We start from the raw sequence: 15,855 nt of genomic DNA on the forward strand, positions 1-15,855 counted from the left end.
GGAATAGCTATTGAAACCATTCGTGTCAAGTTTATTCCGCAATAAGTGCCCAAGCAACTGCTCTATCCCAAATACCTGTCAGTAGCTACTGCTTTGTAAATACTTCCTTTGGGGTATTTTTATTTAAGCTGACAATAAATTAAGATTAAGTTGTAAACCATATCAGATTTTACTTACATTGAGTGTTTCTAAGAGAATAAGAAAGTATTGTGGTGTCGCTGTTGTCAAAAGAGAAATTTTAAATTTCATTTGGTGGTGGTTCTGCTTCTATAGAAGGCTGGTTGCCAATTCCCAGTTCTTTTCTACTAAGCTTCAACTGTTTCCAAAGCGATCGAATTTGGTTGTAAGCTTCTATGTTTGAAAGTTTCCCAGATGTTTCTAAACTGGTAATAATCGCGACTTTTTGAGCAAACTCTTGGAGATTAGCGTTAAATACTAAATTTTCGGGTTTTACTTGACCGTAATAGCGACTGCGAGGATAGAGAAAATTTTCTTTGTCTCTTGAGTTAGAATGTTCCATGTGTTTACTCCCGATACTAAATTTTTATTTTTTGATATTTAATTTAACATTATTATTTATATTTTTTTAACACATTAGTTTAAGAATAATTACGGCTTTACTCTTAAAGACATACGGGGATTATCCCACATCTAGTTCCCTCCCCTACTGTCTTATTCCCTTTTTTCTGGTTACATTTAAAGCAAGATAAAGTTAAATTGGAAAAGCAATAGCGTAAGCGCTAACGGCTAAAGCCGTTAGTTGCCACCCTGACTTCTTGCATTAATATGTTCAATTTGTATGATATTTCCGTCTTGCTACAATAAACACATTCCCCTTCCCAATGTTCTAGGAGTGCTTCCTTATAACGTAGAATAAACAGTTCTACGCTGAGTCATGGTGAAGTCAGTTAACCGTATTACCTCGATTCCTAACGAATGACTTCGTTTCAAGCACTTCTCAAGAAGCTTTCCGTCGTTTCTCTGATGGGACTGTTCCATCAATTTACCTCCAGGGGATAACCTTTTGTTAAACTTTTTAATTTTAACTTAACTTTTTCTGTTAGAATCTATTTTAAACTACAATTTCTCAAGTAATTTACCGTAGTTATAAAGAATACTTAAATTTACGCTATTACGCGGCAAACATAACGTCGGCTAGCGAAGCCGGAAACCCAGCATTCATCACAAAACATTCTTTAATATTAAAAAAGCTGAAAGCTAGCAAAAGCAAAGCTTGTCAGCCTTTTATCTGTTTTGTTAGACTGAGGGCAAATCAATACTTAACTTGGGCAGCGTCGTAAGGCACTTGAGACGGATGTAGACCGAACACTCTCTTTAAGGATTCGTTTGAGCGAACGAAGTTTAACCCGCTTGATGGCTTTTTTCACATCTAACCACTGTCGCTGTCTTTGACCTGCTTCTGGATAATCTTCGCTCACCTTGGACACTGGCAATAAATACATCTGGACTTGGTAAGTCTTACCTCGTTTGCGATATTTATAACTGCCCAGTGCATGAGTATCCACTTGTCCAATGATGCCAGCTTCTTCCCACGCTTCTTTTGCCGCTGAATCGGGCGGACTCATCCCATTAGAGATACCTCCCTTTGGAACTACCCAGCGCTGACGGTCACGGGCTGTAATCAGCAAAACTTCAATTTTTCCGTCTTTAACTCTATAAGGAATTACCCCGGACTGCTGAAACACTTTGCTAACTTTTTGGCTCATTTAATAATAGTCCCTTCTCATTCAGCGTTTTTATACAATTTTTACTTTAGGGAATATCAAGTGAACATTAAATATCTTTTGGGAAAAATGGTTAACTGGCATCTTGCACCTTCTCAATAAAGGGGTGGTGGGCTTTAGCCCTACCTACGTAACAATAAGCTTTTGGGCCGGGTGAGGTCACGAGTTCAATTCTCGTCACGGGCTTTGTAAAAGTACAGTAACATTAATAAACTCAACTAAGGCAGCGATTGTTTTGTATAGTAGTTGAGCGCCAAGAACACGTTATTCAATTGTAATTGGCTAGTAACGCTGGCGACGGACATGGCAACGGACACTGTATCCAGCTAGCGCTAATGATAGGAGTAGCCAAAACTCATATGGTAAAAAGAAACCAGTAAAACGAGGCAGTGTATTTATTAAAAGAATTGCAATTAGATGGAAAAAGGAAGCCATTACGACAAACCTTACAAACAAATCTACAAACCTTACAAACAGATCTATTAATTTCACGATAAATGACCTCCAAAATAGTCGTTACAGTCATAACACACCATTGAGAAGGGCGCTCATTTTGTGTATTGATTTTTACATTAAATATAGAACATACCGGATGGTAGAAAAAAAGCACTTATCAAAGCAGTACTTCAACGTCAGATAATCTTCAGTAAACGTGGAGGTGGACGGCACTAGCTTCGCTTGTTTTTCTACCTCTCCCATCAATTGCATCATGTAAATCACACCCGGTACTTTACCGGGTTTTCTTGTTATGAACGAAGATTACAGAGTTGAATGTAGTGCTGGTATTATTGGGTTTATGAGAGTCGATTCAAGTCATTGGACTGCGTGCATTGACAGTTCCTTAACTCTAGCAATTAACTTGCTTTCACCATCCAGACCAAAAAGCTAAGAATTGATTCGATGGGCGGAAGAGGATAATCCATTAAATCAATTGTCACCGTTTGTTCCTCCAACTTCAGGAATCGCCACTGTGTCCCACTACTGACACAACCGTAAACAGTTTTTAGACTTTGTCCTCTAGCTTCATTAAACCTCTGTGCAGCTATCATTTCCGCAATACATTGTCCGAGTCCTGATTTTAGATCCGATTTTTTCGCCTCAACAATAACAATAGCAGGCGCTTCCACTGTTAATTGTTCCGGTGAACGACTAATCAAAAAGTCACATACCCCGTTAAGTCCAACACTTGCATCAACGTTAAACTCTTCCCCAGAAAACACGCTAATTTCTTGATTGAAAATGCGCCGCACTTCTAGAAGTGTGGGGTTGATAATAACCTCGGAACGAGCTTTCTCTGTATCTACTGCAATCGCCCACGGTAAATCCTCTAAAATTCCTTGCACTCTCGAACTTGGAGTTACAGGTGGAATCGAGTCTGGGAAAAAGCGAACTCCCTCTACAATTGTCAGTCGAAAATCCTGTTTTACTTTGTCAATTGTAAATTGGCTGTAAGGCATAGTACAAATTCTGTTAATGAGAGTGCAAGTTGTTCAGTTGTGCGGCATAGCCCTGCCTACATACTTGTATGAGAGAAGCTTTGAATTCTCCCCCTTCCCTTGTAGGGAAGGGGGTTGGGGGGTTAGGTCATAGCGTTAATTTTTCCATTTGGTGTGAAAAGTCAGGTTCAATTGTGCGGCATAGCCCTGCCTACATATGTTTCAAAAATTGGATTTTTATAGCAACAAATTCTGTTAATATGTTTGCAAGTGTTTTATTTATAATGTAACTCAAAAAATTTCATTGCGATAAGCTGGGTACGGCTTGCGCTCCACGAACGCAAACTTTCAAGATAACTATGCTCAACCAAAACAATGAAATAGCGAACGACACTTCAAAACCAGTATCGAGAATATTTCTATGGAGTGCATGGATAATCTATGTTGGCTATCTGTTGCTCAGCGACTTACCACCAGGCTTATCAGTACTGCACATTCAACCGGAAACATTGCAAGAAGCGTTAGATTTGAGCTTAAATTTCTGGTTTGTGATGCCGATTTTGTCTCCAAGCACTGCACCAGTCATCAACCCAGCATTAGAGGGATTATTTAATATTGTTATAACATGGGGCTTATTATTTTGGGGTTTTCTTGTTGATGGTCGCAATCAGCGCTTCCCCATCGTGCCATTTCTGATTGGTACTGCTTTACTGACAAATGTTTTCTATCTACCTTGGTTAGCAATCAGACGACCCGATACCCAACCCCCTAAGGATTCTCTCAACACTTTGGAAAAGATAGCAGAGAGTCGAACCTTCCCTTTGGTTTTAACAACAGTAGTTGTTGCTTCTATTGCTTGGGCAATATTAGCACGTCCTGAATTTGGTAACCTGACAGTGCGTTGGAATTCTCTTATAGAAATACTCTCTACGGATCGACTGGCATATTCGTTTGCGATCGATTTCTTAGTTTTCTGGATATTTCAGTCGTGGCTAGTACCGGATGACATGGCACGTCGCCAGTGGAATGACAGGACAACACTCTGGATAGCGCGTCTTATACCTTTTATAGGTCTCGTTGTGTATTTGCTTCGCCGTCCGTCACTGCTAGTAGAGTCAAAAAATTAGCTGCTGTCTGATATCTTGAGCAGCGCTTTAGAAAAAGCTACACACAATAGAAATAAAACTAAACACTTTGTGAAACAAGATGGCTTCTTAATTAATACTTGAAGCTTCATCATTCATGCCTGCTTGCATTATAATCTAAGAAAGTAGCAGTAAATTAACGATGGCTCAGATTATCTTAGAAAATACCGATCCAGTTATTATCGAAAAGTTAAAATTTCGCGCTCAAAAGCATGGTCGTTCTTTACTAGAGGAAGTGAAGTGCATTTTACAACAGGCAACTGAAGTAGAGATAAAAGCTAACCTTTCAAAAGATGAGATAATTCAGCGGAAGTCAGCATTAATGTTGCAGCAGATTGAGAGACACGCTCATAAAGTGGGTAAATCTGGTCATCCACAAATTAATATACCAATACGAAGTCAGCAAGAATTAATTGTAACTAAAAATCGTCTGAAGGAATTGAAAAAAGGAATATCTCTAAAGGGATTGTCTATTCAGCAAGCAAGAGAAGAAGGACGAAAATATTAATGCTTTTTGTTTTAGATTGTTCTGTAGGCATTAGTTGGTGTTTGCAGACTGGTTAAGGCAAACGCCAAATCTTAATAGTTTTATCTGTACTGCCACTAACTAAAGTTTTTCCATCTGGGCTAATAGCTAAAGACAGAACCAAATCTTCATGACCTTTTAGTGTATTTTCAATCTCGCCTGTTTTTAAATCCCAAATTTTGATTGTATTGTCAAAACTACCGCTAAAAAGAGTCTTGCCATCCGGGCTAATGACGACAGATGTCACGCCATATTTGTGCCAATTTAGAGTATTCTTTAACTTACCTGTTTGCAAATCCCAAATTTTAATACTTTTGTCTGCACTTCCACTTACCAAAGTTTGTCCATCTGAACTAAATACCAGGGAATAAATCAGATTCGCATGCCCGGTAAAGGTTGCTTTTAAAGATGGTGGTTTTAAATTCCAAATATTGATAGTGTTGTCGTAACTTCCACTTGCTAAAGTTTGCCCATCGGGACTAAATGCAAGCCGCCAAACGGATTTATCGTGTTCGCCTAGAGTATTTTTTAACCGACCTGTTTGTAAATCCCAAATCTTAATAGTCTTGTCTCCACTTGCACACCGAGAGGATGTTGAGCCTTTGCGCGTGCTGTATAGCCGCCGTACTCCAGACTCAGAAGCAACATGGTATGGTCCAATGGCTACTGAAGACGGTACGCCCATTGAAGAAAATATTCGCATAGCTAATGAGGCTATCAAACAGCGCATTGCAACAGACAATAACAGCCAGCAAGGCTCTTAGATTTTTCATCCTTTATCCTTTATCCTTCATCCTTATATTGCTTCTCCGGGAAATTTGCGTTCCCTCACTTCAGCACTATAATCTTGTGCGGCTTTGGTAATCTGCTCTCGTAAATTAGTATAAGCTTTTGCAAATGGCGGTCGCTTTTCTGACAGTCCCAGGACATCGGAGGTCACCAATACCTGACCGTCACAATGGGGACCCGCACCAATACCAATTGTAGGAATACCTATTTTTTGTGTAACTAGTGATGCCAATTGAGCGGGGATATGCTCTAACACGATCGCAAATGCACCTGCTTGTTCTAGTGCGATCGCTTCTTGTAAAATCCTCTCTCCTGCTTCTTCCGTTTTGCCTTGTTGGCGCAAACCGATTTTATGAATTGACTGCGGTGTCAAACCTACATGACCCATCACCGGAATGCCAGCTTGTACCAAACGCCCAACAGTTTCTATCATTGCTGGATAACCGCCCTCGAGCTTGACTGCTTGAGCACCCGTCTCTTTTAAGGCTCGTCCGGCTGAGTGCATTGCTTGTTGGGGGCTTTCTTGATAAGTTAAAAACGGCAAATCTACCACTACCAATGCTTGCTTCACCCCCCGACGAACAGCTTTAGCATGGTGAAGTATCTCTTCTAAAGTCAGGGGTAGAGTTGTTTCATAACCAAGAACGACAGACATAGAGTCCCCTACCAAGATTAAATCCACCCCAGCTACATCTAACAGTTGGGCAATAAGATAATCCCAAGCGGTCAAAGCGACAATTTGACGCCCTTGTTGTTTCCATTGGATTAATTGTTGGGTGGTGACAGCCATTTTATTTTTTGTCCTTTGTCCTTTGTCATTTGTCACCAGTCATTTGCTAAGGACAAAGGACTTTTGACTAATGACCGATCACTTTACAGCACGAGTGAAAGCAAGATGGGGTTTTGCCTTTTGCATTTTAGGCATTAACCAAGCTAAACCTTCACTAGTGCCAATCCACAACTTACTACCGATGTCCGGAGCAAGACTGAGAACACGGCTAGAGGGAAGACCGGGAATTTCATCTAGCATCGCTCCAGTGTATGGATTTAATCGTAGCAAACCATTGTTGGTACCAACCCAAACACTTCCATCTTTAGCAAAACGTACAGCTGTCACGTTACGTCCCCGCAACCGAGCCACTGACCGTAACACCATACCAGTTTTTGGGTTAATAACCAGCAAATTGTTTGGCATTCCCGCCCAAATTAATCCTTCCGGGCTGATAGCTAAAGCTTGCACCGTCGTCCCCGGTAAATTATCAATCCGCTTCATGATGTAAGCATTAGCAGTATTTACCCGCACTACACCATCCAAAGTGCCAACCCAAAGTTGACCTTCGGCATCTAAAGTCATAGCATTACCGCTGACTCCGGGCAGGTTCTTTAGTGTTGTCATGATTAAGCCTTGGTCTGGGCTAACAAGGGCTAAACCACCATCTGTGCCAGCCCAGAGATACCCACGCTTATCAACTAATAAAGATAGTACCCGTTTTGAAGGTAAAAATAAATTCTGTGCTGTGATTTCCGCACTACGTATGTCTACTCGCTGTAAACCTTCATAGGTTCCTACCCACATACGTCCAACTTTATCTTGGGCGATCGCACCAATTGTTACGTTTGGTAAACTAACACGAGTTAATATCTTACCAGTGTTCGGGTCAATTCGCGTTAATCCCCGCCAAGAACCAACCCAGAGATTACCTGTAACATCTGCTTGTAAGGCACTGATGCGATAATCGGTTTCTTGCAACCGTTCTTGCAACCGCCGTTCATCAGGCAATGGATCTTGTCGGGGTGGTGGGGCAGAAGGAGGGTAAGCAGGAGTTAATTCTGACGGATTTACGTTCAGGAGTTTTTGAGCTAAGACATTTTGACTATCGTTTTTGTAGCCAGTAGCTGGAATTGCCATTGCTGTAGTAACTACATTTGGCAAAGCTACGAACCCCAAAAGGATAGAACTGATGCATAAACGAGTACGTTTGCAAAGAAATACCACGGTCACACTTCCTTTGGAGACAGTTCCCTTTACCATTGCTTACAGCGATTTTCTGCTTTGGTTGGCAGTACCCACCCTAGGAGTTGTGCTCTAATCCTTTGAAAATGGCTGTAAATAGGATTTGGGTTAACTTCAGTGTTCCCACAGGTAGTATTTTTTTTAACTTTATATTTATAATTTTTCTCCAGCTAACCTATGGACGGGCAGGATGGGAAACTTAATCCTGGCAAAGGTTCAGAAATCTGTCCCTACTGATACCGTAGATGACCGCTTCACTGCCAAAGAGTTCTGCTGTCCCTTCGAGTGTCTCTCCTAACTTTTGAGCAACCCTTATGGAAGCGGTGTTCTGCGGACGAATCGAACTTATAACATGGGATTGCTGCAACACGTTGAAAGCGTAGTCTATTGCTGCCATCGCACCTTCTGTTGCAAAGCCATATCCCCAATACTGCCGTCGCAATGTCCAGCCAATCTCGAAACCCGGCCAGCCTTCAGGTTGCCAGCAACCAATGCGACCAATCATTTCTCCACTGCGACGTTCTTCAACAGCCCACAGTCCATAGCCCCGTAGTTGCCAGTGACCCATTATCATTGCCATGTTGCGCCATGACTCATCCCGAGATAAAGGTTTTCCGGTAGCGATGTAGCGCATAACTTCTGGGTCACCACACATCTCGGCATAAGCATCCAGGTCTTCCTCTCGGAATTCACGTAAAATGAGACGTTGGGTTTCAAGTTGGGGAATGGAGATCATACACCAAATTGTACGTTATAAAAATATTTAATTATCGGGACTGCTAGTTGCTGAAAAATTGACTGAATACTAGACTATAGTTGATTTTTTCAGCCGCTTATTACAATTATTGTTGCTACGTTGTAAAGTATTCTTAATAAAATGTTGAAAAAAATATGTAATAACAAATTTAAATGAAAAAGTTAAAAATATTCAAAGAATAACTTATTGATTTCTTGATATATTGTGAGACAGGTTACAGATCGCGTGATGTGCAAGTTCAGTCTTTCACTCATCACAGTTTTGGATTTCTGTCAATAAGTTGCAGGAAAAGCGAGACTCTCTGTAAGAGGTAACTCCTGACCATAGTTTCTCCTAATCCATCCCCAATTAGCAGGGGAGGACTAGGGGTGAGAGGAAGTTGCACATAACGCGATTTGTGGGAAAAAAGAGTGACTTCTTGGAAGGGAAATATGTCTTACGCTCAAACGAAGACGCCAGATTTAAAGGCAACGGTCTATGAAGCTCGAAGCCCATCACTTACCGCGCTTTTCGGTAGTGTGGGTAGTTCACATTCACTGACTGCCATTAATAGCATCTAATGATGCTATTAACTGGTTGTTGTATAACTTATTTTTTCTTAAAAGTGCAAAGATACTGAGGCAGATGAATTAGCGAAGAAACTCAGGTCGTAAACGATGTATCAGAGCGTTTAAATCAAGAGAGAAATCTTCTATTTCGTCTTGTCAAGATTATGCCAATTTGCTAGGATAAAACCAAGTGATTTGGTCGAGTCATGATAGTTTACGAGTTCAAGCCCAAAGGAGAGCTTGTTAGGCATCGAAGGCTGGCCAAATCTGTTAGTGATGCGAATTGGACGATTTTCCCCAATTGGATTGAGTACTTTGGAATTAAATTTGGGAAGGTGACGATCGCAGTCGCGCCGAAATATACCAACTCATCCTGTTGCAATTGCGGAAAAATTTTTAAGAAGTCCCTGTCTGTTCGTACCCATGTCTGTCCTAAATGCGGATATGTTGAGGACAGGGACGTTAACCTCAGTTTAAACGTCCTAAAGTTAGGACTAAGTACCGTGGGCACATGGAAACTTACGCTACAGGAGATTTGCCTTCTTGGGCAGTTGGGGGAACCCTGCTGTCTAATGGCGAGTCAGCGAATGTAGAATCCTCTAACCTTTAGGCAGGGGAGTGTCAAAAGACCTTTGGTGGCAATGAAAGAACATTCCTTCGCTGCATTCTAATTCGTCTTACAGGAATTGTTCTTAGTGATAACTAATTAATGATATTGAGGCAGGTGTATGGACTCTCAAATAGAAAAACTGCTGAAGCGTCAAATTGATTTGGTTGAAAGGTTACAAGAGAGAGCAGATGAAGTTTTGGATTGGAGAACTTCTCCAGACAATGCAGAGACTGTTTTACAATATTTTGAAGCTTTAGAATGTGCGGTTGAGAGCTTGGAAAGTTTGTCTGAAGTTTATCAAGAGTCTAAGGATTGGGAGTTAAAAGAAGATAACAACCCTAAGCGCGATCGCACCCGTGACGATAGAGATGATTATCGCATAACCGAGCGCGAACGAGACGAATATTATACTAGCGATCGCGTTCGAGATGATAGAGACGACTACGACAATAGAAGGCGATAACGATCGTATAGTAGCCCGCACATCATTTGTAAAAAATCAAATCTATCGACTTGCTCATATAGCAGTCCTATTTGATTTGTGACAATAGCCCGACCTCAGAAACCCAGTTTCGTAAAAGTTACTGGGTTTCTCAAATTTCATAAATTTCATAAATAATACGCTTTGCCTGTGATTTTTGCTTGGGAGATTGTGATACAAAATATGAGTTTATGAGTTTTTAAACCTTTTTTAGAGACGTTGTATGGCACGTCTCTACCAATGAGTATTTCTTACTTAGGTTGGGGATTGGGTGTGGGACAAGTTTTATTAGCAAAATCACATTGATAAATATAAGGCTCCTGCCAACTGAGAGGAATTTCGAGTAAGTCTCGTGTTCCTGTTATACCTTGTCCAACAAATAGTAACAAAGCAATGCAATTTAAAATTGTATGAACTGTACGCCAACGATTCGACCTATCTTTGTAAATTTCGGGAACAATTGCTAAGGAAAAAATCATTAGCAAAGCTGCGGCAATTCCATAGTAGTAATGAGACCAATACCATTCATTTGTACGGCGAAAAACTCCATCTTGACAGCCAAGAATCACAATACCCGCACCAGTTAAAGTGGCAAATACTCCCCGCCATATTGGTTGTTTTGCTTTATACAGTACTACCAAAGAGGCGATGGTAGCTGCAAATATCAACAGAATGAAAATGACTTGGAAATTGTTTTGATTCCATATTTGCTTTTTGATAATGTTTTTCCCAATTGGGTGGGCAAGTCCTATTAAAACTACTCCCACAACCGCACCTGTTAACCAATTGCCTAGCTGTCTGTGTTCCACTCCCACTACTGGGGGAATCTTGCTTTTCTGTGAGTCTTTAGATTGCAAGCGACGCTGGCGTGTTTGCCATGCAAAATTAACCACCATTCCAATCAGAGGAAAGACAAAAAATACTGCGATCGCTGGATGGACAAGACGAAGAAAATCTGCTGACTCCATATAGCACCTTTTTACTCTTACCAGAGAACCTTGTTTTTCATTTGGTTTTAATATATATCGCTCCTCAATCATTCTTGAAAAGTTTCTCAGTAATGTCGGTAGGCACTGCTCACCATATCTAGGTTTTGTGCTGCATATCCCTACCTACGTATGTTTCAAAAATCACTCTCGGATTCCTATAGGTGTAAGGATTCTGTTTTATCCTTGTTGCAGATAATTGGCTATTTGTTGTAGAGTAGATTACAAATATTTACAAATCTAATTTGCCCATAATCTTTTTAATCTCAGTGAGTTTACATTGCCAGATGTTTTTGTCACAAGATACAACCTGTTAGTAAAGAAAAGAGCGGTAAAACAAGGAAGTCGTAATTGGCTGAAAAGATAATTCACTGCCTGGGTTTGCCATAATTTTGATTTCCGATCCCTATTTACAATGTGATGTGGATTAGGCATCAAAATTGTTTCGAGACGCATAGAGTGAGTTTTCCTCAAAAGATGGCTGATAAAAACGGATTCAAGAGGATTGAGAAATGTCAACCACACAGTTAAAAAGAAAAAATCCAAAATTTTTCTTTTTTAGGAAAATTTTGCCATTTAAAAAAGCGACACTTTTTTTATTAAGCAATGTTATATTCGTCAGCATCATTCTTGTAGCATGGTTTGCAGGCGAAGACCAAATTAGCCAATTCTTTACTCAAATTCATCAGCTACAGGAAAACCCCCCAATTTGGCTGGAAGTGCCAAGGGTGACAGTGCAGTATTTATTAGCACCTAGCGTATTGCTGTTTCTCATAGTCTTGGGTGTGATGAAAATTTCCCCTCAACCTCGTGTTTGGTCGCGACGTTTTGTTGTAGGGATTTTACTCATCATCGCTTTTCGGTATATTATATGGCGATCGCTATCTACCCTGAATCTGAACAATCCCCTGAATGGAGCCTTTAGCCTGGGGTTATTTTTCTTTGAAATGTTCATGGTGCTGTGTACCATAATCCAGCTATTTTTAACGTTCGACGTTAAAAGCCGCCACCGAGAAGCTGACGAGAAATCAGTCGCTGTTATTGAGGGTAGGTTTACACCATCTGTGGATATTTTGATACCCACGTACAATGAACCTGTTTTTATCCTGCGACGGACAATTATTGGATGCCAAGCTCTAGAGTACCCTCACAAAACAATTTATCTTTTAGATGATACCCAACGTCTTGAAATGAAAGAATTGGCTGACCAACTGGGGTGCGAATACATAACACGTCCGGATAACAAATATGCCAAAGCGGGAAATTTGAACCATGCCATAGGTAAAACTCATGGTGAATTGATTGTAGTTTTTGATGCAGATTTTGTTCCTACCAAAAACTTTCTCACTCGTACAGTTGGCTTCTTTCAAGATGAGAACATAGCCCTTGTGCAGACACCCCAAAGCTTTTATAATGCTGACCCCATAGCCCGGAATCTTGGCTTAGAAAATGTGCTCACGTCTGACGAAGAAGTATTTTATCGACAAATTCAGCCCTTTCGGGATGCCGCTGGTAGTGTTATTTGTGCTGGTACGTCCTTTATCGTGAGACGCAGCGCACTGAACGAGGTAGGTGGTTTTGCCACAGATTCTTTGAGTGAAGATTACTACACTGGAATTCGTATATCTGCCAAAGGTCACCGTTTAATTTATCTGAACGAAAAACTCAGCGCAGGTTTAGCAGCAGAAAACTTTTCTGCCTATGCTATTCAAAGAATACGTTGGGCAAGAGGCACATTGCAAGCGTTTTTTATTAAATCCAATCCTTTAACTATACCGGGGCTGAATCCCATCCAAAGATTAGCTCATTTAGAAGGATTGCTATCTTGGTTTACGAGTATTGCTCGTGTTTATTTTCTCTTTATGCCGCTTGCTTATTCATTTCTAGGTGTAATTCCCCTGAAAGCGACGGCAGCAGAACTCATCTATTTTTTCTTACCTTATTACTTAATCAACATCGTAACCTTTGCTTGGTTGAATCATCGCTCGCGATCGGCTTTACTAGCAGATATATATTCTTTAGTCATCTGTTTTCCTTTGGCAATAACTGTGATACAAGTCATGCTCAATCCTTTTACAAAAGGGTTTAAAGTAACCCCAAAAGGAGCGCTGAGAAAGCGATATCATTTCAATTGGGGTTTAGCTTTACCTCTAATTATTTTATTCATTGCCACTGCTTTGAGTTTATGGCAAAATATGGCAATCTCTCTGGGGCTAGGTTTTTGGGCTTCAACAGTACCATCAGACATTGCCCAAGAAATAAAAGGTCTTCACTTGGGTTGGCTGTGGAGTCTGTACAACTTGGTGATGATTAGCATGACCCTGTTGATTTTGATTGATGCCCCCAAAACTGATATACATGAATGGTTTGACTTACGAAGAATTGTAAGGTTAAGTTGTGGAGAGCGCAGTGTTTGGGGAGTGACCACAATGATTTCTGAAGGAGGTGCCGAAGTTGCGCTCACTCAAAAACCTTCTTTTAATTTAGTTAAAGATCTACCTATCCAAGTAGACATTGTAGAGGAAAATTTATTGATTGATTCACAAATTGTTTGGACTGGGTTTAAAGATGAATTTCCCACAGTAAGAGTCAGATTTGAATCAGTCAGTATGAATCAACAGCGTCGTCTTATAGAGATGTTATTTTGTCGTCCCGGACAGTGGAAGCGCGAAAGTACACCGGGAGAGTTGAGTTCGCTATTGTTGATATTTAGAATTTTACTAAAGCCACGAATTTTGTTTAATAGAAAAGTAGATTCGCGACCAATTAGTGTTGTTAAAGTCTGAATAGTTAGTAGATAGTGGTTAGTAGCCATATCAACAATCAATAGCAACGCACAACTAACAACTAACAACTAACCACTAACCTTACTTCTTCCCATCTTGTCGCCACTTTCCCCGCACCAGGCGAATTTCATCAAAACTAAAGCTATCGCCAAGATATTCTTTAATTGGTGTCAGGGGTATGTCGCCAAGAATGTCTAAGACTTGTAAAATTTTTTGCTGCTTCTCTACAGGAACCAATAAATTTAAATCTACTGGCTGCTTCTTCTCAATCAAATCCGAAAGGTGACGGATAATTGTCCCAGAGCTGAGGTTGCGTTTTTGAGCAATTTCTGCAATGCTAAGACCCTGTTTGTGTAGTTGAAAGGTGTAAAGTTCTGTATTTGATGGTAATTCATCAGAAGGTGTAGAATTCAGCTTTTGCTCTAACAAACCTTGTTCTTGACAGTAGGCGCGAATTTCTGCCAAAAACCGATCGCCGTATTGGGAAACTTTATGACTGGTTACTCCAGAGATTTTACTAAATGCGGATACGGTTTTGGGTTTCGTTTGTGCCATCAATTTTAGTGTGGAGTCAGAAAAGACGACATAAGGCGCAACAGATTGAGCATCAGCAATTTGTTTGCGGAGCGATCGCAACCTCTGTAAAAGCAATTCAACTTCTGCTGCTTTTTCATCCCTGCTGTCCCAGGTTATTTTCTGTGCTACTGGAACAGCAATAAAAACTGTTCGCTGTCGTCGCATAATTTCCCAGCTTAGGGCATTAAGTTTTAAGACAGCATAACCATCACTCGTTTGTTCTAGAAAACCCTTGTGCAACAGAGAACGCCCCAGCAACCGCCACTCATCTACACTCCTATCCTTGCCAATACCGTAGGTAGAGAGTTTGTCATGTCCATTTTGAGTAACTTTTTGGGTTTTCGCTCCCCGCAATACATCTATAATATGACCCATGCCATACTTTTCTTTACATCGAGCCACACAAGATAAAAACTTCATTGCTTCAATTGTCCAGTCTTCCTCTGGCTTGGGATATCGGCAATTATCACAATTGCCACAAGCACCTGCAAAACGTTCTCCAAAATAACCCAATTGTATTGTGCGCCGACAGTCCGTCCCCTCGGCATAGTCTATCATTTGCCGTAGCTGTTGTTTGGCAATCAACTGTTCTTGTGGATCGCTTTTTTGATTAATACTCCACTCAATAGTTTTCACATCACTATAGTTATAAAAAAGGGTGCAGCGAGATGGTTCTCCATCTCTTCCTGCCCTGCCTGATTCTTGATAATAACTTTCTATATTACGGGGTAAATCAAAGTGAATGACAAACCTTACATCCGGTTTATTAATTCCCATACCAAAGGCAATTGTTGCCACTATAAAGCGCACATCATCGCGAATAAACCGAGTTTGATTTTTATTGCGTTCTTCATCAGTTAATCCAGCATGATAAGGTAAGGCAGAAATTTTATCGTGTTGGAGTTTAAGAGTGAGTTCATCAACTTTTTTCCGGGTCAAGCAATAGATAATTCCCGAACCTTGCGCTTCTCGAATGAGTTCCAACAGTTCCGCGTAAGCATACCTTGTTTTAGAACGGATTTCATAGTAAAGGTTTGTGCGGTTAAAGCTAGTAATGTGGATACTGGGTTGATTTAACCCCAGTTGTTGGATAATATCAGTGCGGACTCGCTCAGTTGCTGTAGCGGTGAGGGCGGAAACGGGAACACCAGGAAAGCGCGTGCGTAATAACTTCAGTTGGCGGTACTCCGGGCGAAAATCGTGACCCCATGCTGAGACACAATGCGCCTCATCAATAGCAAAGCCAGAAATACCAACTTGGTGATGGACGAGATCGAGCAAAGGGAGAAATCTTTCACTGATTAAACGTTCTGGAGCAACGTAGAGTAGTTTTACTTTACCGGTGATGAGAGCTTCTTCACGCGATCGCACTTGATAGGCATTCAGACTGCTATTGAGAAATGTAGCAGCAATACCGTTATTTCGCAGTGCTTCCACTTGGTCTTGCATCAAAGCT

General features: G+C 40.8%; 15 protein-coding genes and 2 pseudogenes. 7 read left to right on the forward strand and 10 right to left on the reverse strand.

What is annotated here, in order from left to right; all coding sequences use genetic code 11:
• Window positions 1-238: 238 nt before the first annotated feature.
• From ACYRY3_RS08945 to ACYRY3_RS08960, 4 genes and pseudogenes are all read right to left on the reverse strand, one after another.
• Window positions 239-520, reverse strand: a complete 282-nt coding sequence (locus ACYRY3_RS08945) for a DUF7219 family protein (protein WP_460201343.1) — start codon at window positions 518-520, stop codon at window positions 239-241.
• Window positions 521-623: 103 nt separating this feature from the next.
• A pseudogene (locus tag ACYRY3_RS08950) lies at window positions 624-725 on the reverse strand (HNH endonuclease); the annotation flags it as partial.
• Window positions 726-1,280: 555 nt separating this feature from the next.
• Window positions 1,281-1,727 carry an NUDIX hydrolase gene (locus ACYRY3_RS08955; protein ID WP_460201344.1) on the reverse strand — a complete coding sequence of 149 codons (447 nt, stop codon included), beginning with the start codon at window positions 1,725-1,727 and terminating at the stop codon, window positions 1,281-1,283.
• 872 nt (window positions 1,728-2,599) lie between these two features.
• On the reverse strand, window positions 2,600-3,202 hold the full coding sequence (locus ACYRY3_RS08960; RefSeq protein WP_460201345.1) for a hypothetical protein: 603 nt from the start codon (window positions 3,200-3,202) through the stop codon (window positions 2,600-2,602).
• 338 nt (window positions 3,203-3,540) lie between these two features.
• Here ACYRY3_RS08960 and ACYRY3_RS08965 point away from each other — a divergent pair, with 338 nt between their 5' ends.
• Together ACYRY3_RS08965 and ACYRY3_RS08970 are read left to right on the forward strand one after the other, a co-directional pair.
• Window positions 3,541-4,308, forward strand: a complete 768-nt coding sequence (locus ACYRY3_RS08965; protein WP_460201346.1) for a hypothetical protein — start codon at window positions 3,541-3,543, stop codon at window positions 4,306-4,308.
• Window positions 4,309-4,468: 160 nt separating this feature from the next.
• Complete coding sequence (locus ACYRY3_RS08970; RefSeq protein ID WP_460201347.1) at window positions 4,469-4,834, forward strand: FitA-like ribbon-helix-helix domain-containing protein; 366 nt, start codon at window positions 4,469-4,471, stop codon at window positions 4,832-4,834.
• A gap of 52 nt (window positions 4,835-4,886) precedes the next feature.
• Here ACYRY3_RS08970 and ACYRY3_RS08975 read toward each other — a convergent pair whose 3' ends face one another.
• Window positions 4,887-5,537: a WD40 repeat domain-containing protein gene (locus tag ACYRY3_RS08975; protein WP_460201348.1), complete on the reverse strand. Its 651-nt coding sequence runs from the start codon at window positions 5,535-5,537 to the stop codon at window positions 4,887-4,889.
• On the opposite strand from ACYRY3_RS08975, the gene ACYRY3_RS08980 reads away from it, so the two are divergent.
• The gene (locus tag ACYRY3_RS08980; RefSeq protein WP_460201357.1) at window positions 5,464-5,616 is read left to right on the forward strand and encodes a hypothetical protein; all 153 of its coding nucleotides are present in this window, start codon (window positions 5,464-5,466) and stop codon (window positions 5,614-5,616) included. The two genes, ACYRY3_RS08975 and ACYRY3_RS08980, sit on opposite strands and share 74 nt — an antisense overlap.
• A gap of 32 nt (window positions 5,617-5,648) precedes the next feature.
• Here ACYRY3_RS08980 and panB read toward each other — a convergent pair whose 3' ends face one another.
• Together panB and ACYRY3_RS08990 are read right to left on the reverse strand one after the other, a co-directional pair.
• On the reverse strand, window positions 5,649-6,431 hold the full coding sequence (gene panB, locus ACYRY3_RS08985) for a 3-methyl-2-oxobutanoate hydroxymethyltransferase (RefSeq protein WP_460201358.1): 783 nt from the start codon (window positions 6,429-6,431) through the stop codon (window positions 5,649-5,651).
• Between the two features lie 78 nt (window positions 6,432-6,509).
• Window positions 6,510-7,637, reverse strand: a complete 1,128-nt coding sequence (locus tag ACYRY3_RS08990; protein WP_460201349.1) for a ligand-binding sensor domain-containing protein — start codon at window positions 7,635-7,637, stop codon at window positions 6,510-6,512.
• Here ACYRY3_RS08990 and ACYRY3_RS08995 point away from each other — a divergent pair.
• Window positions 7,603-7,731 carry a hypothetical protein gene (locus ACYRY3_RS08995; RefSeq protein ID WP_460201361.1) on the forward strand — a complete coding sequence of 43 codons (129 nt, stop codon included), beginning with the start codon at window positions 7,603-7,605 and terminating at the stop codon, window positions 7,729-7,731. The genes ACYRY3_RS08990 and ACYRY3_RS08995 overlap by 35 nt on opposite strands.
• A 123-nt stretch (window positions 7,732-7,854) precedes the next feature.
• On the opposite strand, the gene ACYRY3_RS09000 is transcribed toward ACYRY3_RS08995, so the two are convergent.
• Window positions 7,855-8,388, reverse strand: a complete 534-nt coding sequence (locus tag ACYRY3_RS09000; RefSeq protein ID WP_460201359.1) for a GNAT family N-acetyltransferase — start codon at window positions 8,386-8,388, stop codon at window positions 7,855-7,857.
• 778 nt (window positions 8,389-9,166) lie between these two features.
• Here ACYRY3_RS09000 and ACYRY3_RS09005 point away from each other — a divergent pair.
• Window positions 9,167-9,379: pseudogene (locus ACYRY3_RS09005) on the forward strand (RNA-guided endonuclease TnpB family protein); the annotation flags it as partial.
• 309 nt (window positions 9,380-9,688) lie between these two features.
• Entirely contained in the window at window positions 9,689-10,033 is a 345-nt protein-coding gene (locus ACYRY3_RS09010) for a hypothetical protein (RefSeq protein WP_460201350.1), read from the forward strand.
• Window positions 10,034-10,302: 269 nt separating this feature from the next.
• Here the strand turns inward: ACYRY3_RS09010 and ACYRY3_RS09015 are convergent, their stop codons facing one another.
• A complete protein-coding gene (locus ACYRY3_RS09015; protein WP_460201351.1) occupies window positions 10,303-11,019 on the reverse strand; it encodes a DUF4079 domain-containing protein in 717 nt (238 codons plus the stop codon).
• A 530-nt stretch (window positions 11,020-11,549) separates the two neighbouring features.
• Here ACYRY3_RS09015 and ACYRY3_RS09020 point away from each other — a divergent pair.
• Window positions 11,550-13,823, forward strand: a complete 2,274-nt coding sequence (locus ACYRY3_RS09020) for a glycosyltransferase (RefSeq protein ID WP_460201352.1) — start codon at window positions 11,550-11,552, stop codon at window positions 13,821-13,823.
• Between the two features lie 81 nt (window positions 13,824-13,904).
• Here ACYRY3_RS09020 and ACYRY3_RS09025 read toward each other — a convergent pair.
• On the reverse strand, window positions 13,905-15,855 hold a 1,951-nt coding region (locus tag ACYRY3_RS09025; RefSeq protein ID WP_460201353.1), incomplete at its 5' end, for a RecQ family ATP-dependent DNA helicase.

Source organism: Scytonema sp. NUACC21 (genome assembly GCF_054684315.1).